The sequence below is a fragment of the Peribacillus sp. NPDC096622 genome (genome assembly GCF_044762665.1).
Classification (GTDB): domain Bacteria; phylum Bacillota; class Bacilli; order Bacillales; family DSM-1321; genus Peribacillus; species Peribacillus frigoritolerans_B.
This window is the reverse complement of the sequence record NZ_JBIWES010000003.1, coordinates 252,364-272,674: the sequence shown is the minus strand read 5'-3', so window position 1 is coordinate 272,674 and position 20,311 is coordinate 252,364. Positions and strand designations below refer to the sequence as shown.

Here is a 20,311-nt window from a genome sequence, read left to right as displayed (position 1 = left end):
CAAACAGATTTTATAAAAAATCCAGAAATCGGAAATGGTGATGATTAAGATGACACAGCAAGGAGTTACTGTAACATTATTGTCCTCTTTACAGTGGCTTTTTTTTATTTTTGCCAATACGGTTGTCGTACCAATTTCTGTAGGGGCAGCATTCCAGCTTCCTGCAGAAACAATTGAAATGACGATAAGGTGCTCCTTTATCTTTACAGGAATAGCCTGTATTCTGCAGGCATGGATTGGGCATCGTTATCCATTATTGGATAGCCATTCGGGGCTAATGTGGGGTCTGATGATAAATATGGGCATCTCTGCATCTGCACTCGGATTGGATTTTGCAACCGTAGGAGGAGGAATTGCAACAGGCATTTTGCTGGCTGGAGCTGTAACCGTACTGCTTGCGGCATTTAACCTGATTTATATCATACAGAAAGTAATTAAGCCGATGGTGATAAGTGTTTATATATTCTTGCTAACCTTTCAGCTCATCTTTATTTTCTTCAAAGGTATGTTTAAAATAACCGAAAGTGGAACAATTGATCTCCCTGTCAGTTTGTTTTCAATCTTGATTGTCATATTCGTTGGCTTTTTAAGGATTAAAGGAGGGAAAATACTAAGCAATTTCTCAATCCTAATCGGAATTATCGTAGGATGGTCATTATATCGAATTATTTTCCCTTCAGATCTTCAGACGGCTAGCTCTTCAGGTATGGCATTCACTTTCTTTCCCCTTGGAACTCCAAACTTGAATATTGGTATTATTTTTGTCTCCTTTTTTGCGGTCCTTTTGAATTTAACGAATTCTTTCGCTTCCATTCAAGCTGTTGCAGATGTTTACAAGGAAAAGGTGGAACATAGTCAATACAGGAGATCTATTTTTGTAACAGGTATTTTTGCGTTTATCACTTCGATTTTTGGCTTGGTCCCTTTTACACCATTTACATCTACAATAGGGTTTTTACAAAGTACCAAATTATTTAAACGAGGGCCATTCATTATAAGCGGATTCTTGTTTACTCTCCTTGGAGTTATTCCGCCATTAGGGAGATTCTTAGGAACGATACCACTAACAATAGGTAACGCTGTTTTATTTGTCGCATACCTACAATTGTTTGGGACAGCATTAAACAGCCTAAAAGGAACGTTATTCAACTCTGAAACGATACTCCGTTTAGCTGGACCAGTCCTAGTTGGAGTTAGCATTATGAATATCCCTCCAGCATTATTCGGCAGTATTCCTGTCCTCTTGCAGCCTTTCATTACAAATGGTCTCATTATGGGTGTCATTATATCGATCTTTTTGGAAAAACTTATTGATTGGAATAAGTTAACAAATAAGTTGGAAGTAGGACAGTGACCGATTTATCTACCTGAAAATGGATAATGAGCAACAACAAAAGGTGATTATTAAAAAATGGACATGTGTTGAAGGCGATGTTTAACTTTCTAACGATAAACTTGAAATTGATTATAAGAAAACAAAACGATAAATTGAAAACTTGATTAATCGATAACAAATTAAGTATTGAACCCATTCAAATGTAGAAGAGATCACCTGGTTTAAGATAATTCTTCTCGGCGTATGCCGGGTGTCAAACTAATTTTTAAAGGAGGAATACACCATGGGGGAATATGTAAAAGTTGGTAATCTTCAAGTGGCTCCGGTCCTTTTTGAATTTATCAATAAAGATGGGCTATCTGGAAGCCAACTGAATCAGGAACAATTTTGGGTTGATTTTGAAAAATTGGTGCATGACATGTCTCCAAAAAATAAAAAATTGTTAGCTCGTCGTGATGAAATTCAAACCAAAATAAATATATGGCATAGAGAAAATAAAGAGATTGACTTTGCTAAATATAAATCATTTTTACAAGAAATTGGCTATCTCGAACCTGAAGTAGAAGACTTTCATATTACGACAGAAGGGGTAGATGATGAAATAGCCTTCCAAGCTGGGCCGCAGCTAGTTGTTCCGGTTGATAATGCTCGTTATGCTATTAACGCTTCAAATGCAAGGTGGGGAAGCCTTTATAATGCCCTTTATGGAACAGATGTTATTAGCGAAAAAGGAGGAGCCTACCGAGAAGGGAGCTACAATGAAGTACGCGGTGGAGAAGTCATTTCATTTGCAAAGGATTTTCTTGATCAAGTAACTCCTTTAAAGGATCATTCACATAAAGATGCTGTGAAATATGCAGTAGTAGATGGGAAATTAGCTGTTACACTCAAAGATGGAGAAATTACGAGTTTAGTAGAGGAATCAAAGCTAGTTGGCATTCAAGGTGAATATGAAAAGCCATCGGCTATATTATTAAAAAATAATGGGTTGCATTTTGAAATTCAGATTGATCGAAGCCACCTGATCGGTAAAGTAGATAAAGCAGGCGTTAAGGACATTCTAATGGAATCTACTCTTACGACCATAATGGATTGTGAGGATTCTGTTGCCGCAGTGGATGCCGATGATAAAGTCCTGGTATATCGAAATTGGTTAGGGCTTATGAGGGGTGATCTGACTGTAACTTTCAAAAAGGATAATAAAACGATGACACGTACAATGAACCCGGATCGTTTATACAGAGCACCAGATGGAGAAGAATTCTCTTTGCCTGGTCGTTCACTTATGTTTGTCCGTAACGTGGGACACTTAATGACCACAAACGCTGTCCTAGATGCAAATGGTGAGGAAATTCCTGAAGGGATTATGGATACAGTCATGACTAGTTTACTTGCCAAACATTCCCTGTTGGGGAATGGTAAATATCAAAATTCATCTAAAGGATCAGTCTATATCGTTAAGCCAAAAATGCATGGATCCGAAGAGGTGGCTTTTGCCAATGAACTCTTTGATCGTGTGGAAGACATGCTTGGTCTACAGAGAAATACACTGAAAATTGGTGTTATGGACGAAGAACGCCGAACTTCATTAAACTTGAAAGCTTGTATCCGCCAAGTTAAAGAAAGAGTGGCATTTATTAATACCGGATTCTTAGATCGAACGGGAGACGAAATTCATACTTCTATGGAAGCCGGACCTATGATTCTCAAAAATAACATGAAAAGATCAAAATGGCTACAAGGTTATGAAAAATCGAATGTCAATGTAGGTCTAGCAACCGGTTTTCAAGGTCGAGCTCAAATTGGTAAAGGAATGTGGGCAATACCTGATATGATGGCGGAAATGCTAACGCAAAAGATTGGCCATCTGAAAGCAGGGGCGAATACAGCATGGGTGCCTTCACCAACTGCAGCGACATTGCATGCTCTTCATTATCATCAAGTGGATGTAAAAAAGGTACAAGAAGAGTTGAAAAAGAATCCAGAAAATTTACTTGATGATATTTTAGAAATCCCAGTGGCTCAAAACCCCGAATGGAGTCCGGAAGAAATTCAGCAAGAGCTAGATAACAATGCACAAGGTATCCTCGGTTATGTTGTACGTTGGGTAGAACAAGGAATTGGTTGTTCTAAAGTACCCGATATCAACAATGTAGGTTTGATGGAAGATCGTGCCACACTAAGAATTTCGAGTCAGCATATCGCTAACTGGCTTCACCACGGAATTTGTACAAAAGGACAGGTTTTGGAGACTTTACACCGAATGGCTAAAGTAGTGGATGAACAAAACACTGGAGATTCAGCATATCAATGTATCGCGGAAAACTACGACAGCTCAGTGGCGTTTCAAGCGGCATGCGACCTAGTGTTTCAAGGCTATAACCAACCAAGTGGGTATACTGAGCCTATCCTGCATCGACGACGCATTGAAGCGAAGAAAAACAAGTTGTAACAATAAGTGATTTCTGGGGCATTCAGACCAACCGGGATGCAATGTTATTACATTCATAAAGCTTTGCGTAGGAAAAAATAATTGTCTCATTCTATTTATTTAGTTAGGGTTTTAGGTTAAAGTGTTGGGGTATCCCGCAATAAAGTTACGATAAAGCCTGAACTAAAATCAAGATGTTGAATCATTAATCATAATAAAATGTTTTTAAAGTCAACATAAGAAATTTGGGTCAAAATAAGTGATTATTCGATAAAATGGGGAACAAGTGATCAAGATTACTTGTTCCCCATTTTGGTCTAATTTTTTATAAAAAGAAAGAAGCTAAGTATACATATGTGAATTAGATGTAACAAGATTAATTCACCTTTTTAGGTTCGCAGACCATCAGAATTTAATTTGGATCGCATAAGTAGAACTAGTATCTTAATTTATCAAAAAATAGCCGTGAAATATATAAGGTGCTAACTTAACAATAAGTGCCACTTCTTTTGATCATAGAAATCTGTATATTATACACATTATTGGTTTGCTTTCAGTTGGTTATTTTGCACAAAAAAACACTGAAATACTAACAGAATTGTCAATGAAGTTAAATGCGAAAGCAAGTAAAATAATAGATGACAAAAATTTTGTGAATATTCTTACCGTGAATGGGTATTGTGGAGGGAAGCGATGTGATGGTCAATCAAAACGAAAAATTCATTGATGAAAAGGATGATGTTGCGTTCGATGATAGAATGCTTTCGGGTCAACAGAGAGTAATGGGGTGACCCGGTTATTATATTTCAAGGAATGGATGAGCGCTCAGCAGGCAATGAAAGCTGAGATGGAAAAAGAAAACCTTATACATATTTTTAAAGTGTAGGCAACTTGTTTGGCAGGCATAAGGGAACGGATCCCTCCGGTGGAATCATTCATATAGACACGGTCAAGGATGGGGGGAATATGACGTCGGATATGGGGTCGTCAGCCATATTGTCGGACAGCGACGTTACAGGGTGAAATTCATTGGTGAGAGTTATCATGCAGGCACCACTCCCGTGTCATACGAGAAGGATGCTGTCGGTTCTGCTTCGGAATTCATTTCTTTTTTAAAGAAAAAAGCGAAAGGCATGGACCGGGTTTAGTTGCGACAGTTGGCCATACCAAGATATGGTCAGCGGGGCCGGCCATGATGCACAGGTATTTTGTTCGTTTTGTCCGACTTACTTGCTGTTCGTTCCAAGTAAGGGGGGATCAGCCATTCACCTAAGGAGTTTACGAGTGTTGCGGATATGAATAAGGGAATCGAAGTTTTAAGTGAAATACCTTATAAATTAGCCTATTGAAGGAGTTGGTTAAAATGGCATATTCAGAATTGAATGCACCGATGAGAACGATCATGACACCAGGGCCTGTCGAAGTTGACCCGCGTGTTTTAAGGGCGATGAGCACACCGATATTAGGGCAATTCGATCCTGCATTCACCACTATCATGAATGAAGTGATGGAAATGCTGCGATTGGTTTTTCAAACGAAAAATAAATGGGCGTTCCCGATTGATGGCACCTCAAGATCCGGTAATGAAGCGATTCTATGCAGCATCATTGAGCCGGGGGATAAGGTCCTGGTTCCTATATTCGGAAGGTTCGGTCATTTATTGGTGGAAATTTGTGAGCGATACGGAGCTGAAGTCCATACGATGGAATGTCCTTGGGGAGAGGTGTTCGAACCGCAAGCAGTCATTGCGGAAATCAAGAAAGTCTCCCCTAAAATAACAGCAATCGTCCATGGGGAAACCTCCACTGGTTGTATGCAGCCTTTGAAGGAAATCGGATGGGCCTGCCGTGAATTGGGTGTCCTGCTTGTGGTGGATGCGGTTGCCTCCATCGGGGGAACCGATGTTAAGGTGGATGAATGGTGCATTGATGGATTGATAGGAGGGACACAAAAATGCTTGTCCGTTCCTTCCGGTATGGCACCGATTACGTATAATGAACGAATAGAAGATATCATCCAGTCCCGCAAAAAGGTGGAACGTGGTATTGCGACGGATGAAGACAATCAAAAGGTTTCGCTCAGCCGTCAGATCACCAGTAATTATTTCGATTTAAGCATGCTGCAGGATTATTGGGGACCGCGCCGTTTGAATCACCATACAGAAGCTACTTCCATGATTTATGCGTTACGTGAAGGATTGCGCCTTGTGCTCGAAGAAGGTTTGGAAACACGCTTTGCCCGTCATGAACTCCATGAAGCTGCTCTCGTTGAAGGGATCAAGGCAATGGGACTTACGTTATTCGGGGATGGGAAAAACAAACTTCCGTGTGTAACTTGCATCGAAATTCCAAAAGGAATCGATGGAGAAGCTGTAAGAGCCATGCTGTTGAATGAATTTGGTATCGAAATCGCTTCCTCGTTTGGTCCGCTTCACGGGAAAATCTGGAGGATTGGGACCATGGGATTCAGTTGCAGGAAAGAAAACATCCTGTTTGTATTGGCCTCCTTGGAAGCTGTCCTTTTGCGCCTGGGGTTCCAAGTTAATCGGGGAGAGGCTTTGCAGGCTGCGCTGGATGTATATGCAGGAAAGAAGGAGAAAATGGTAGCATCAGGAGGATCTCTTTGATTAATTGATGTCCATGTGCATTTCAGCGAACCTAACCGCGCTCATTGGGAAGGCATAGAGGAAAATCGTTTATCAGACTGATGGGATAAGTGAAAGTGAGCGTGGGGAGTGGTTAAAGTGATAGATTCCCGTTTTGCGGTCAATAACTAAGAAGAAGGCCTATCCGGTTTGGAGCAATTGAATTCATTTTAAGGAGGGGGATTCCGGACCGGAAATCCCCCCTTTAACTGCTCTGAGTAGGTATCATGGGCCAAAAAAGAAACCGGACAAGTGGATTGCTTGTCCGGTTTCAAACGTTACTTATTCACCTTGGTCGACAAAATATTGATTTTTCCTGAATACCATCGCTTCCATTGTTGCAATCAGTTCCCTTTCATTTAACACCTCTATTTTATACCATGCCAGTTTATGGTTTTTCTTGATCTCTTCCGCTCTGGCAGTTAAAATCTCACCGCGTTTGCCAGCTGATAAGAAGTTGATGTTGTTTGAAACCCCAACCGCTATTTTGCCATATGAATTGCTGGCTGCTGCGAACACGTAATCAGCAAGTGAAAAGATAATGGCACCGTGAACCGTTCCGTGGCTATTTAGCATGTGGTCACTTGGAATCAATTCTGCTTCCGCTGTGCCGGGACCGAGTTTCGTCAATCTCATCCCGAGAAAAGAGGCATATGGTTCGTCGACCAGTACTTGTTTGATTTGATCATAATGCAATTCGTGAATATCCTGATCTAAATGTGTGGTCATGGAAATCCCCCTTCTTTAATGGTCTTTTGCGGAACTTATCCCGTATCCGGTGTTAGATTTGAACAGTACTTCAGGAAAACTATTTTCCTCATCTTTTGCCTTTGACAAGATTGTACCTAAATAAGCTCCAATAAAGCCGAGCGGTACCGTGAAAATGGTAGGGTTGCTCATCGTGAAGAGGGGATCGCCTGTGAAAATACCCATTCCAGGTTCCGGATTCCATACATTGGGGCTGAGCATCACCAGTATGATGGAGCTAAGTAACCCGAATGACATTCCTGTGATTGCTCCGGTTGCGTTGAAGCGTTTCCAATATATTGTGCAAAGGATGATCGGTAAATTGGCACTGGCAGCAATTCCAAGCGCGAGGACTGAAAGAAAAGCGACATTCATTGATTGTGCAAATAAAGCAAGTAGAATCGAAATGACCGCTACGCCAACAGAAGCCAATCGGGCAACGAGCACTTGCTGTTTTTCCGTAATATTTCCTTCCTTAATGATTTCACCGTATATATCATGTGCAAAAGCGGATGCCGACGTTAAAACAAGACCGGATACAACCGCTAAAATCGTGGCAAATGCCACAGCAGAAATGAAGGCGAATAAAAATTCACCGCCCATGGTTAATGCAAGAAGGGGTGCGGCCATGTTTCCAGCCGGGTTTGCTTCGACGATCCGCTCAAACCCGACGAAAGATGCAGCTCCGAAACCAAGGAAAATCGTCATGATGAAAAATATCCCTATAAACCATGTGGAATAAACGACGGATTTCCTTGCAGTAGCTGCATCCTTTACTGTAAAGAAGCGGACGAGTAAATGCGGGAGGCCTGCTGCCCCGAGGACAAGCGACATATTAAATGAAATCATGTCAAGTCCATCGGTGTATTTATTTCCAGGATTCAAAAAATCCTTTCCGAGCGGTGTTGTAGTTTGGACATGATGGAACATCTCTGAGATGGTGAAATTAAAACGCGAAAACACGATGAACGTCAACACGGCGGAACCTCCTAGTAAGAGAACAGCTTTGGTGATCTGCACCCAGCTTGTCGCTCTCATCCCGCCGAAAATCACATAAATCGTCATCAGTACACCGACAAGAAGAACGGATAGCCAATAATCGATGCCGAGCAGCAGTTTAATTAAACCTCCTGCACCGACAAGTTGGGCAATCATGTAAAAGATTGAAATGACAAGTGTGTTAGCCGCAGCTATCCCTCGGACTTTTTTTGATTTGAAGCGTGCTGAAATCATGTCTGCCAGCGTAAACTTACCTAGATTGCGAAGTGGTTCCGACACAAGATACAATAAGACAAGAAAGGCAACAAGGTTCCCGATGCTCATGTAAAAGCCATCAAAACCAATCAGTGCGATTGCACCCGTAATTCCCAGGAAAGAAGCGGCTGACATAAAGTCACCTGCTACGGCCAATCCATTCTGCCATGCTGTCAATCCACCGCCGGCAGTATAAAAATCACTGGCATTTTTCGTTTTCTTGGAAGAATAATAGGTTATTGTAAGCGTTAACAAAATGATGCCCAAAAAAAGCGTGAGGGATAAAATGCTCATTCGCCAAGCTCCTTCTCATATTTATTCAAGATATTTTTAGCCATCTTATCGTACTTCGCTGCTTTTTTGATATAGACTATTCCCCCTAACCAAACGACGGCGAATTGGAGAAGGGCATATACCCAAGCCCAAGTAATATTGAAAAAAGCTTCACCTTTCAACACTTGGCTATAAGCAGCTAAAATAGGAAGAACAAAATAAAAAGCAAGAAAGAAGAGAGTGACAGGTACGATGAAAGCCTTTTTCTTTTGAAGCAAATGCTTGAATTCTTCCGTTTCAATTAATTTACGATACTTATTTCCGCTGTCATGTCCTGATGATGAATGCCTGCTTTTAGCTGTTGATTCCATAGTAAGCCCCCTTTTTGGTGTGGTACGTTTTTAAAACGAATGTTTGATAAAGTGATATATCATTTTTAAAATTAACATAGTCTGAAAATTTAGTAAATTAATATTTTGTTTGTACGGTCATTTGTGCTTAATTATAAAAACATGATTGACAACGTAAAAATGACGTATTAATCTTAAATTGAATCATAACAATAAACTGATATCCGTTTTATTACCGTTATGTATGTCGGTGGGACAATAGTAAAATTGAGGGGGACTGAAAAAAATGTACAATCCGGAAGTTGAAACGGCTTCGCGTGCTGAAATAGAGAGTTTACAAATGGCACGCCTAAAAAAAACGATAAGCCATGTATATGAAAATGTACCTTATTACAGAGAGAAATTTAGAGAGATGGGCTTGGAACCAGAAGATATTCAAACTCTAAACGATGTGATAAAGCTTCCCTTTACAAAAAAACAGACTCTTCGCGATCAGTATCCATTCGGTTTATTCGCCGTTCCGATGGAGGACGTTACACGCATTCATGGTTCTTCCGGAACAAGCGGAAAGCCTACAATTGTCGGGTACACGAAAAATGATTTGGAAAACTGGGCAACAATTGTCGCACGTGGAATTGTAGCTGCAGGAGGTCGCAAGTCGGACATTTTCCATAACGCATATGGATATGGTCTGTTTACAGGGGGGCTAGGTCTGCATTGCGGTGCAGAAAAGCTGGGAGTTGCGACAGTACCCATTTCAGGGGGGAATACCGAGCGGCAGATTACGATCATTAATGATTTTAAACCGCGCGGCATTTGTGGAACGCCTACCTATATTTTGAATATCGCTGAAAAGATGGAAGAGATGGGAATTGATCCTGCTGATAACGGGCTTGAGTATGGGATTTTCGGAGCTGAGCCATGGTCAGAGGCAATGAGGGCAACACTTGAGAGGAAACTGAAATTGAAAGCCATCGATATTTACGGCTTAAGTGAAATCATGGGGCCGGGAGTTGCAATAGAATGCCATGAAGCACAGGATGGACTGCATATCGCAGAAGACCATTTTCTTGTTGAGGTCATTAACCCGGACACGCTGGAACCAGTTGAGGACGGCGTAAATGGGGAACTTGTCTTTACCAGTCTTACAAAGGAAGCGCTGCCAATCATTCGTTACCGTACAGGTGATATCGCCTCAATTACCCATGAACCGTGTAAATGCGGTCGTACCACAACTAGAATGTCCCGTGTTAAAGGCAGAACGGATGATATGATCATAGTCAGGGGAGTGAATGTATTTCCATCGGAAATAGAGCGTGTGTTATTCCAAATGGAGGGAATTGTCCCTCATTATCAGATTCATCTCGTGAAGAAGGGGAAAATGGACGGTGTTGAACTGCACATTGAAATTGAAAGCGGTTTCTACAAGGAGATTGAAGAAGACTTAACGCATGGGAATGTAGAGATATTAAGGAAAACGATTCAGCATCATTTGAAATCCGCATGTCTTGTCACGATGGATATAGTTGTCAACATCCCAAAAAGCATTCCTCGTTCAGAAGGAAAAGCCATTCGTGTCGTTGATAAGCGGAAGGATGAAGTCATTCGTTTATAAATTCCGTGACCATGAACAAAGCTTTTTTTGCTTATGTCCCGATTGAAATAAGCGGAGTTGAAGAAATCGAACAAGAAAACGCGATACATAAAGAGGATGCGGTCGCTGTTAACTATGGGTTTTTCTCTTAAAGGAAGAGAAGATGGATCCAATCATGCAATAGAGAAGGAGGAGGCATCATGGCTAAATATACAGTTGTGGATCAAGAAACTTGCATTGCTTGCGGTGCATGCGGTGCCGCTGCGCCGGAAATATTTGATTACAATGATGAGGGAGTGGCATTCGTCATCCTGGATGAAAATGAAGGAACGGCAGAGGTCGCGGAAGGTTTATTTGATGATCTGGATGATGCAGTGGAAGGCTGTCCGACAGATTCAATTAAAGTGGAAACTTCGCCCATTAAAGTTTTAGTGGATTAAAAGATTCGTGAAATTCCCTGATAATTTCCTTTTATTTTGAAAAAGACAGAATAGTCTTGCATTAAATATAACAATAAAATATAATAACGTTATATAAACGTTACATTATAAAAAGAGGTGATTTGAATGAACGTTCTTTTAAATGATATGGCAGGAGAAGAAAAGCTAATTCAATTCATTGCCAGAATCGAAGCAGGAGAAAAGATAGAAGCGGATGATTGGATGCCGGAAGAATACCGGGGAACGTTAATCAAGTTAATATCGATGCATGGAATCAGTGAAATCATGGGGGCACTTCCAGAAAAGGAATGGGTACCTAAAGCCCCGACCTTAAACAGAAAACTTGGAATCATGGCAAAGGTGCAGGATGAAATGGGACATGGACAATTATTGCTTCGGGTCGCCGAGGATTTGCTAAAGCCATACAGTAAAAAACGGGATGACCTAATGCAAGATTTATTTAAAGGAGATTTAAAGTTTCATAATGTTTTCCATATGGAAGCCAAATCCTGGGGCGATGCTGGATTGATTGGCTGGTTGGTTGATGGTGCAGCGATCATTTCCCAGACGAATATGCTTGGAGCCTCATACGGACCTTATGCCCGGGCATTACAGAGGATTTGCGCGGAGGAAGTTTTTCACGCCCAGCATGGTGAAGCGATAATCATGGCTTTGGCTGAAGGGACGGAAGAACAAAGGAAATTGGTTCAAGACTCCATCAATTATTGGTGGGAATCTTTATTACTCTTTTTTGGACCTCCCAGCAAGAATGAAGTGGGCACATCCAAACAGGATATAACGATTAAGTACAGAATTAGAACCAGTACGAACGAAGAGCTTCGACAAGCCTTTTTTTCTAAATATGTGAAGCGGATCCTTTCACTCGGATTTAGCATTCCAGATGAAACGCTTAGGTTTGATAAAGCATCTGAAACCTGGATTTATCAACAACCCGATTGGGGGAAATTGAAGGTATTCGCAAGGAATGAAGGTCCCCGTTCGCAGGATCGCTTAAGTCTTCGGAGAATTTCTTATGAAAATAATAAATGGGTACGTGAGGCATTGGCGCCAAAGGTCATCTAAGGGAGGGGGAAGGACGATATGGAAACTAGGCAAGGAAATTACTTTGAAGAATTTGAAGTATTCAGCCGTAAAACGCAATCATCACCCGTTCAATACCACTTCAGCCTGCTGGCCCCAAATGAGGATATTGCCATCATGATGGCACAAGAAAACTTCATGAGACGTGAAGCGGTTGATGATATTTGGGTCGTTAAAAGACAGAATATACGGAAAATGACGGTCGAGGAAAAGAAAACGCTTCAGCGTATTGATAATAAAGATTACAGGACCACAAAAGGGTACGGGTATTTAAAGAAAAAATGGCGGAAGTATGAGCAGGGAATGCTCGATGAAAAAGAGATAATGTCTTGGGCTGGAGGTGTGAAAAATGAAGAATGAATCATTGAAGAACATCGCAATCAAGGAATTGCTGCTACAACTTGCGGACGATGACTTCATCCATTCATACCGTGGTGCAGAATGGCTTGGACTCGCACCGCATATCGAAGAAGATGTTGCATCCGCTTCGATCTCTCAAGACACGATGGGGCATGCAGCCATTTATTATAAGTTACTTGAAGAACTCGGTGAAGGGGATGCTGATAAGCTGGCTCACGACCGTCCCGCCAAGGAACGGCGCAATGCGATCATTCTCGAATTGGTCAATGGCCCTGGTAACTATATGAAAGACCCGGATTATGATTGGGCGTTTGCGGTAGTGCGGAATTATTTTTATACCCAAGCCAAAGCGATTAAGGTTCAATCCCTTCATTCATGTTCATATGAACCGCTTGCTGAAGTGGCCCAAAAGGTACAAATGGAACTTTACTATCATTTGATGCACTGGAAAACATGGTTCGTCCAATTGTTGGGATCTGGCCACTTGGAAGCGGTTTCAAGAATGAAAGCGGCTATTGGGAAAACAATGCCGGATTTTGCTGGAATATTTTCACTGGGGCAATATGGGGAGGAAATGATTGAGCTCGGCTTGATAGAGAGCGAAGCTGACTTACAGAAAAAATGGATCGAGGCTATCACCCCAATTTTTGAAAGTGTAGGCTTGGCAACAACTATTGAAATAGGAATGGCAAGAGGTGATGGCCGTAATGGCCAGCATACGGAAGATTTGGAAAAGGCGCTAAAAACGTTAAGTGAAGTGTACGCAACAGATAAAGTAGCTTCATGGTGAATCAATAGAAAGGGGAGGGGTACCATGGCGACCGTACAGTTAAACACAGAAGAAATATATAAGCTCCTGGAAGACGTTAAAGATCCCGAAATCGATACAGTAAGTATTCTGGATTTAGGGATGGTTGAAGACGTGACGGTTTCGGGCCAGGACGTCTCGGTAAAAATGCTGCCAACTTTTCTAGGGTGCCCGGCATTGTCGATCATTCAAAAAAATGTGGAATCAGCCCTTCGACAGCTTCCTGCCGTAAAAAATGTAAGTGTGGAATTTTTACGTTCCCCTTCCTGGACATCCGATCGAATTACGGAAAAGGGGAAAGCTGGATTGAAGGTTTTTGGAATCTCCCCTCCTCCTCGACAAATGAAAAGTGATGGATCATGGCATGTGGATTGCCCATATTGTGAATCGACATATGTCACGATGGAAAATATCTTCGGTCCTACTGCCTGCCGCAGCATTTTATATTGTAAAGCATGCAAAAATCCGTTCGAAGCGATGAAACCGATGATAAAAATAATCTAATAAAATGGAGGTTATAAAATGGTAAAGTTAATCGCCCTATACAAACAACCTGAAAACAAGGAAGAGTTCGATGAGCACTATTTCAATGTACATGGTCCGATAACGGAAAAAATTCCAGGTCTTCAAAAAATGGAGGTCACTAAAATTGTAGGGACCCCAATGGGTAAAGACTCCGAGTATTACATTCTTTGTGAAATGTATTATGAAGACCACGAAGCATTGCAGCAAGGAATGCGTTCGCCGGAAGGAAAAGCATCAGGGAAGGACCTAATGGGCTTTGCCGGGAAACTTGTAACGATGATGATCGGCGAAGAAATGAAATGAATTCGCTTCAATTCATTGAAACATCAATCGCGGAAGGCATTGGCTATATCTTCTTAAATCGGCCGAAGCAGCTGAATGCGCTTAACAGGAAAATGGTTAGGGAAATAGTTTCAACCATGGAAGAGTTCGACCGGGACCCACAAGTGAAGGTGATCTTGCTATCGGGCAATGGAAAAGCATTTTCCGCTGGAGCTGATATTGACGAGATGGTGAACGATGACCCAATCAGTATGGAGTTAACGAACCAATTTGCCGATTGGGACCGAATAAGCCTAGTCAAGAAGCCTGTGATTGGTGCTGTTAAAAGTTTTGTATTCGGTGGTGGTTTTGAACTTGCTTTATCCTGTGATTTCCTGATTGCCGCCAGTGATACCCAGTTTTCCTTTCCTGAAGTGACACTAGGGGTCATGCCTGGGGCAGGAGGAACCCAAAGGTTGACGAAATTGGTAGGCAAGACGAAGGCACTTGAATGGATATTGACGGCTGAAAGGATAAAGGCAAAGACAGCCCTGCAATATGGTTTCATCAATAAGATCGTGGCACCTGAATTGTTGATGGAAGAATCGATTGATTTTGCTAGAAAGATAGCAATGCAACCCCCGTTGGCAGTGAGGCTGATCAAAGAATCCATCAATAAGGCCGTTGATTATTCCTTAAATGAGGGCATGCAATTTGAACGGAAGAACTTCTATATCCTTTTCGCATCTGAGGACCAAAAAGAAGGAATGAATGCATTTGTTGAAAAAAGGGAGCCGAAATTTACAGGCCGATAAGGGGTGCTCTATGTACGAAACGATCAAATATAGGGTTGAAAATGGAGTGGCTTGGCTTACTTTGAACCGTCCTGATAAACTTAATGCCTTTACGTCTCAAATGAATAAGGAAATACGGAAAGCGATCAAAATATCTGCGGGGTCAGATGAAGTGCGGGCCATAATCATTACAGGGGAAGGCAGGGCCTTTTGTTCGGGGCAGGATTTATCGGATGTTGACGAGGACATGAATTTAGGCCAGATGCTGCTTGATGACTACGGTCCGATGATGGAGCAATTAGCAAACTGTGAAAAACCGATCATTGCAGCAGTCAATGGAGTGGCTGCAGGTGCTGGTTTCAGCCTGGCGCTGGCATGCGATTTTCGGCTTGTTTCTGAAAAAGCCAGTTTTTTAAATGCCTTTGTCAATATCGGATTGATTCCTGATTCGGGGAATCTGTATTACCTTTCGCGAATCGTTGGTCATGCGAAGGCCTTGGAATTATCTATATTGGGGGAAAAGGTTCCGGCTAGTGAGGCGAAAAATATCGGCCTCGCTACAAAAGTGATCGGTGTGGATGAATGGAACGAGCAATTGAAAGCCTTTGCAGAGAATATCGCAAACAAACCAACGAAGGCAATCGGATTAATCAAAAGATACTTAGAGGCGTCCTATCATCTTTCATTGGAAGAATACTTAAAAGAAGAAGCGGAGGGTCAGCGCATTGCTGGCTTAACGAAGGATTATGCAGAAGGTGTGGCAGCATTCACTGAAAAAAGGAAAGCTCAATTCATAGGCAAATAATATAGAAAAGGGAGTGGGATTACATGGTTAGAGTACAGGAGGCGGCATTTGAAAAAGCGGAAATGAAGCGGGATTATTATCATCTGATCATAAATGGAGAAAGAGTGGAAAGCTCTGATGGTTCCACAATTGATGCGTACAATCCTGCGACTGGTGAAATCATTGCCAAGGTAGCAAAGGCGACCAAGGAAGATGCAGAAAAAGCTGTTCAAGCTGCACGTGAAGCATTTGATAATGGGAAATGGAAGAGGACTCCGATTAATAAACGTTCACGTGTTTTGAACAAAATTGCAGCAATCATGCGTTCACGCTTTAATGAATTGGTTGAATTGGAGGTACTGAACAGCGGCAAATCCATTTCTGCAGCGCAAGGCCAAGTCATGCAGGCAATTGAAGATTTCGAGTTTTATGCAGGAGCTTTAGTTGCACACCGCGGATCTGTAAATAATGTGCCTGGTCAATTCCATAACTATACGGAAAAAGAGCCAGTAGGTGTTTGTGCCCAAATCATCCCATGGAATTACCCTATGATGATGGCAGCGTGGAAAATTGCACCTGCAATCGCAGTTGGCTGTTCAGTCATTGTTAAGCCAGCTTCGTTAACGCCGCTGACGGCCATTCTATTAGGGGAAATCTGTTTAGAAGCCGGTGTCCCTTCAGGCGTGGTCAATATCATTCCAGGTCCTGGATCGGACGTGGGGAATTACCTTGTTCAGCATCCGAAAGTGAATAAGGTCGCCTTCACGGGTTCTACGCCAATCGGCAGGGATCTTATGGGCAAGGCTTCACAGACATTAAAAAGGGTCACATTGGAGCTTGGCGGTAAGTCCCCTAATATTGTTTTTGAAGATGCAGACCTTGAAGCGGCCATCGATGGATCATTGTATGGAATTTTCTATAATACTGGGCAGTCTTGCGAAGCTAGATCCCGTTTATACGTTCACGAAGACATATACGATGAGTTCGTTGCCAGATTCGTAGAAAAAACGAAAAAATTGAAATTGGGCAATCCGCTCGACAAAGAAACTCACGTCGGTGCAGTCATAGATCAAGGGCAATTGGATGTCATCGACAATTATGTACAATCTGCCATTACTGATGGAGCAAAGATCCTGACAGGAGGAAAGCCAGCGGTCATTGAAGGTTTCGAAAACGGTTATTGGTATGAGCCGACGGTCATAGCGAATGTCAATCATGAAATGGATGTAGTAAAAGAGGAAATATTCGGGCCGGTCGTTGTCATAATGAAATTCAAAGATGAAAAAGAAGCTGTGAGGCTCGCGAATGATACGGAATTCGGTTTGGGTTCAGCCCTATGGACAAAAGATGGCGGGCGTGCGACTAGAGTGGCCAATCAAATAGAAGCGGGAATCGTCATGGTGAATTGCCCATTCTCCGCATTTCCTGGAACACCTTTCGGAGGGTATAAACAATCAGGATTCGGCAGGGAACTTTGCATTGAAACACTTGATCTTTATACAGAAACGAAAAGCATCATTTCCTATCATGGAAGCCGTCCCTTAAATCCCTTTGGAATTCAATAAAACAAAAAAATAGGCGGCTGGCTGAAAGGTATGTCGGAAAAGTAATTCAGGTATGGTTGAATGCTGATCTGATTCATCCGCAGCCAGCCCTATTTATTTTTGAAGGAGGAATGAACGAATGATTAGTAATCTAGTGATTGTCGGATCTGGTGTCATGGGCAGGGGAATAGCTTATGTAGGGGCAATAGGAGGCTTTAATGTAGTATTGGTGGATGTAAATCAGGATGCTTTGGAAAGTGCAAGAAACGAGATCGATTCCATTTTTGAGAAGGGTGTGCGCTACCAAAAAATCACCGAAGAAGAAGCGGCAGATGCAAAAAGCAGATTTACCTATTCTACCAATTTGAAAGAATCGGCAGCATATGCCGACTTGATCATAGAGGCAGTTCCGGAAAAGGCGGAAATTAAGAGGGCAGTCTTTGAAACGATTGAAGTCCATGCAAAAGAAGATTGTTACTTTGCAACCAATACTTCCACGATGAGTCCGACAGAAATTGCTTCTTATGGAAAGCGCCCCGAAAAAACGATTGCCATGCATTTTTTCAATCCTGTACAAAAGATGCCGCTCGTTGAAATTGTACGTGGTCTTGAAACAAGCGATGAAACGGCAGCCATAATAAAAGAGGTAGCCCAAAAAATGGGGAAAGAAACCGTAGTCATAAATGAATTCCCTGGGTTTGTAACCAGCAGGATCAGCTGTTTGGTAGGTAATGAAGCGTTCTTTATGCTTCAAGAAGGATTAGGAACACCAGAAGAAATCGATAAGGCAATAAAGTTAGGGCTGAATTACCCAATGGGACCGTTTGAGCTAGGCGATTTGGTGGGATTGGATGCCCGTTTGAATAATTTAAAATACCTACATAGTAAACTTGGTGAGAAATACCGCCCTGCTCCCCTTCTTGAACAGTATGTTAAAGCTGGCAGGCTCGGCCGTAAGTCAGGGAAAGGTGTGTACGATTATACAAAAGATGGCGAGCTGGTGAGGAAATGAAGGATGTTGTGATCATTGATGCTGTGAGAACACCAATCGGAAGATATAAAGGCGCATTGAAAAGCGTTCGCCCGGATGACCTCGGTGCAATTGTAATCAAGGCGCTGATAGATCGCAATCCAGAGCTGCCGGCTGATCAAATTGAGGATGTCATTTTCGGGAATGCAAATCAAGCAGGGGAGGATAATCGCGATGTGGCCCGGATGTCCGCTCTTTTGGCTGGTCTTCCGGTAAATGTAGCTGGAACGACAATAAATCGTTTATGTGGATCCGGACTGGATGCCGTTATGTATGCTGCACGCTCCATTGCTGTTGGTGAAGGCGATATTTATATCGCGGGCGGTACTGAAAGCATGACAAGGGCGCCGTACGTCATGGCCAAACCTGAGAGTGAATTTCCACGGGGTTCAATGGAGCTTCAGGATACTACGATCGGATGGCGCTTCACGAATGAGAAACTTAAAGAAATGTATGGCACGGATTCCATGCCTCAAACGGCTGAAAACGTCGCCCGGCGTTTTTCGGTTTCAAGGGAGGACCAAGATCAATTCGCGTATCAAAGCCAGCAAAGGGCGAAAAACGCAGTGGAAAATGAGCGTTTCATTAATGAGATCGTACCTGTTCGATATACGGATCGTAAAGGGAATGAGGTCATTTTCGATAAAGATGAACACCCACGTCCTGACACGACCATCGAAAAGCTGGAAAAACTCAAACCAATCTTTAAAGGCGGCACTGTAACCGCCGGTAATGCTTCAGGTGTAAATGATGGAGCCTCGGCATTACTTTTGATGAGTGCAGAAAAAGCACGGGAGCTTGGATTGAAGCCTCTGGCCAAATATGTTGTAGGGGCGGTAGCCGGCTTGGAACCGTCCATTATGGGCCTTGGTCCGATTCATGCCACTAAAAAAGCATTGGAAAGGGCAAGTCTGACGATTGAAGACATCGGGCTAGTGGAATTGAATGAAGCATTCGCTTCCCAATCCTTGGAGTGCATCCGCCAATTGAAATTGGATCAGGAGAAAGTGAATGTCAACGGCGGTGCAATAGCGTTTGGCCATCCACTCGGTGCAAGCGGGGCGCGTATTTTAACAACACTTGTCCACGAAATGAAAAAGCGGAAAGTACGCTATGGTCTTGCGACAATGTGTGTGGGTGTCGGCCAAGGGATATCCGCCATTATAGAAAATATTGAAAAGGCTTGATTATGGGCATGGCCCTTATTGATTTTATCTGCATAAGGGTCATTTTTTCAAAAAGGGGAGGAGACTCATGTCCAAGGTTATTTATAAAGTGATAAATCAAATCGGCTATATAACAGTGAATCGGCCCGACGTATTGAACTGCTTTGACTATGAGACACTATATGAACTGCAGGAAGTCATCGATTCAGTTTATTATGACGGCGATATCCGTGTCGTCATTTTCACCGGAGCAGGGGAAAAAGCATTCAGCGCGGGAGCTGATTTGAAAGAAAGGAAGTCTTTGAATGATGCCGAAGTAAGAAGGAACGTTAAGGCGATTCGCGATGTTTTTAATAGTATCGCAGGGCTTCCGCAGCCGACAATAGCTGCCGTCAATGGATATGCATTGGGGGGAGGGTTTGAATGGCTGCTTTCATGTGACTTTGCAATTGCTGCGGAAGGTGTTTCTTTGGGGCTCACCGAAACTAGCTGGGCCATTATTCCTGGGGCAGGCGGGACACAGCGGCTGCCGAGATTGATTGGGGAAATGAAAGCGAAGGAATTGATCTTCACCGCTAAAAAATTGACTGCAGAAGAGGCATGTCAATTAGGGATCCTTTTGAAGGTCGTGCCAAGGGATCAACTAATGCCAGCCTGTGAGGAATTGGCAGCCAATATCATGAAAAACGGGCCGATTGCAGTCAAACAAGCCAAATTTGCGATTAACCAAGGAATGAATACGGACTTGCAAACCGGAATGGCCATAGAAGGAAAAGCCTATGAATTGACCATCCCGACTCAAGATAGATCGGAAGCGCTCCTAGCATTTAGTGAACGGAGAAAAGCACGATTTATTGGTGAATAATATT

The 20,311-nt window shown here is 42.5% G+C and carries 19 protein-coding genes; 16 read left to right on the top strand and 3 right to left on the bottom strand.

Features of this window, described 5'->3' with window-relative positions:
• The first annotated feature begins 49 nt into the window (after positions 1-49).
• From ACIQYG_RS07775 to ACIQYG_RS07765, 3 genes are all read left to right on the top strand, one after another.
• On the top strand, positions 50-1,354 hold the full coding sequence (locus ACIQYG_RS07775) for a uracil/xanthine transporter (RefSeq protein WP_402836786.1): 1,305 nt from the start codon (positions 50-52) through the stop codon (positions 1,352-1,354).
• A 265-nt stretch (positions 1,355-1,619) separates the two neighbouring features.
• Positions 1,620-3,788 (top strand): malate synthase G, encoded by a 2,169-nt coding sequence (locus ACIQYG_RS07770; RefSeq protein WP_402836784.1) that lies wholly within the window; start codon positions 1,620-1,622, stop codon positions 3,786-3,788.
• Positions 3,789-5,130: 1,342 nt separating this feature from the next.
• A complete protein-coding gene (locus ACIQYG_RS07765) occupies positions 5,131-6,393 on the top strand; it encodes a pyridoxal-phosphate-dependent aminotransferase family protein (protein WP_402836782.1) in 1,263 nt (420 codons plus the stop codon).
• A gap of 300 nt (positions 6,394-6,693) precedes the next feature.
• On the opposite strand, the gene ACIQYG_RS07760 is transcribed toward ACIQYG_RS07765, so the two are convergent.
• The 3 genes from ACIQYG_RS07760 to ACIQYG_RS07750 are packed head-to-tail and all read right to left on the bottom strand — an operon-like array spanning position 6,694 to position 9,056.
• Positions 6,694-7,140, bottom strand: a complete 447-nt coding sequence (locus tag ACIQYG_RS07760) for a PaaI family thioesterase (RefSeq protein ID WP_402836780.1) — start codon at positions 7,138-7,140, stop codon at positions 6,694-6,696.
• Positions 7,141-7,155: 15 nt separating this feature from the next.
• On the bottom strand, positions 7,156-8,706 hold the full coding sequence (locus ACIQYG_RS07755) for a solute symporter family protein (RefSeq protein WP_402836779.1): 1,551 nt from the start codon (positions 8,704-8,706) through the stop codon (positions 7,156-7,158).
• Positions 8,703-9,056, bottom strand: coding sequence for a DUF485 domain-containing protein (locus tag ACIQYG_RS07750; RefSeq protein ID WP_402836778.1), 354 nt, complete (start codon positions 9,054-9,056; stop codon positions 8,703-8,705). Before ACIQYG_RS07750 ends, ACIQYG_RS07755 begins: the two co-directional genes overlap by 4 nt.
• A gap of 265 nt (positions 9,057-9,321) precedes the next feature.
• On the opposite strand from ACIQYG_RS07750, the gene ACIQYG_RS07745 reads away from it, so the two are divergent.
• From ACIQYG_RS07745 to ACIQYG_RS07685, 13 genes are all read left to right on the top strand, one after another.
• Complete coding sequence (locus ACIQYG_RS07745; RefSeq protein ID WP_402836776.1) at positions 9,322-10,650, top strand: phenylacetate--CoA ligase family protein; 1,329 nt, start codon at positions 9,322-9,324, stop codon at positions 10,648-10,650.
• A 179-nt stretch (positions 10,651-10,829) separates the two neighbouring features.
• The gene (locus ACIQYG_RS07740) at positions 10,830-11,069 is read left to right on the top strand and encodes a ferredoxin (RefSeq protein WP_402836774.1); all 240 of its coding nucleotides are present in this window, start codon (positions 10,830-10,832) and stop codon (positions 11,067-11,069) included.
• Between the two features lie 126 nt (positions 11,070-11,195).
• A complete protein-coding gene (gene paaA / locus ACIQYG_RS07735; protein ID WP_402836773.1) occupies positions 11,196-12,152 on the top strand; it encodes a 1,2-phenylacetyl-CoA epoxidase subunit PaaA in 957 nt (318 codons plus the stop codon).
• An 18-nt stretch (positions 12,153-12,170) separates the two neighbouring features.
• Complete coding sequence (paaB, locus tag ACIQYG_RS07730) at positions 12,171-12,530, top strand: 1,2-phenylacetyl-CoA epoxidase subunit PaaB (protein WP_076367474.1); 360 nt, start codon at positions 12,171-12,173, stop codon at positions 12,528-12,530.
• Positions 12,520-13,320, top strand: a complete 801-nt coding sequence (paaC, locus tag ACIQYG_RS07725) for a 1,2-phenylacetyl-CoA epoxidase subunit PaaC (RefSeq protein WP_402836770.1) — start codon at positions 12,520-12,522, stop codon at positions 13,318-13,320. Before paaB ends, paaC begins: the two co-directional genes overlap by 11 nt.
• Positions 13,321-13,344: 24 nt before the next feature.
• Positions 13,345-13,842, top strand: coding sequence for a 1,2-phenylacetyl-CoA epoxidase subunit PaaD (gene paaD, locus ACIQYG_RS07720; RefSeq protein ID WP_402836769.1), 498 nt, complete (start codon positions 13,345-13,347; stop codon positions 13,840-13,842).
• An 18-nt stretch (positions 13,843-13,860) separates the two neighbouring features.
• Positions 13,861-14,166, top strand: coding sequence for an EthD family reductase (locus ACIQYG_RS07715; RefSeq protein WP_402836767.1), 306 nt, complete (start codon positions 13,861-13,863; stop codon positions 14,164-14,166).
• Complete coding sequence (locus tag ACIQYG_RS07710) at positions 14,163-14,939, top strand: enoyl-CoA hydratase/isomerase family protein (RefSeq protein WP_402836765.1); 777 nt, start codon at positions 14,163-14,165, stop codon at positions 14,937-14,939. The genes ACIQYG_RS07715 and ACIQYG_RS07710 overlap by 4 nt, the downstream gene beginning before the upstream one ends.
• A gap of 10 nt (positions 14,940-14,949) precedes the next feature.
• On the top strand, positions 14,950-15,723 hold the full coding sequence (locus tag ACIQYG_RS07705; RefSeq protein WP_402836764.1) for an enoyl-CoA hydratase-related protein: 774 nt from the start codon (positions 14,950-14,952) through the stop codon (positions 15,721-15,723).
• A gap of 23 nt (positions 15,724-15,746) precedes the next feature.
• The gene (locus ACIQYG_RS07700) at positions 15,747-17,267 is read left to right on the top strand and encodes an aldehyde dehydrogenase family protein (protein ID WP_402836762.1); all 1,521 of its coding nucleotides are present in this window, start codon (positions 15,747-15,749) and stop codon (positions 17,265-17,267) included.
• Positions 17,268-17,385: 118 nt separating this feature from the next.
• Positions 17,386-18,258 (top strand): 3-hydroxyacyl-CoA dehydrogenase, encoded by an 873-nt coding sequence (locus ACIQYG_RS07695; RefSeq protein WP_402836760.1) that lies wholly within the window; start codon positions 17,386-17,388, stop codon positions 18,256-18,258.
• A complete protein-coding gene (locus ACIQYG_RS07690; protein WP_402836758.1) occupies positions 18,255-19,463 on the top strand; it encodes an acetyl-CoA C-acyltransferase in 1,209 nt (402 codons plus the stop codon). Before ACIQYG_RS07695 ends, ACIQYG_RS07690 begins: the two co-directional genes overlap by 4 nt.
• Positions 19,464-19,530: 67 nt before the next feature.
• On the top strand, positions 19,531-20,307 hold the full coding sequence (locus tag ACIQYG_RS07685) for an enoyl-CoA hydratase-related protein (RefSeq protein ID WP_402836756.1): 777 nt from the start codon (positions 19,531-19,533) through the stop codon (positions 20,305-20,307).
• Positions 20,308-20,311: the final 4 nt, after the last annotated feature.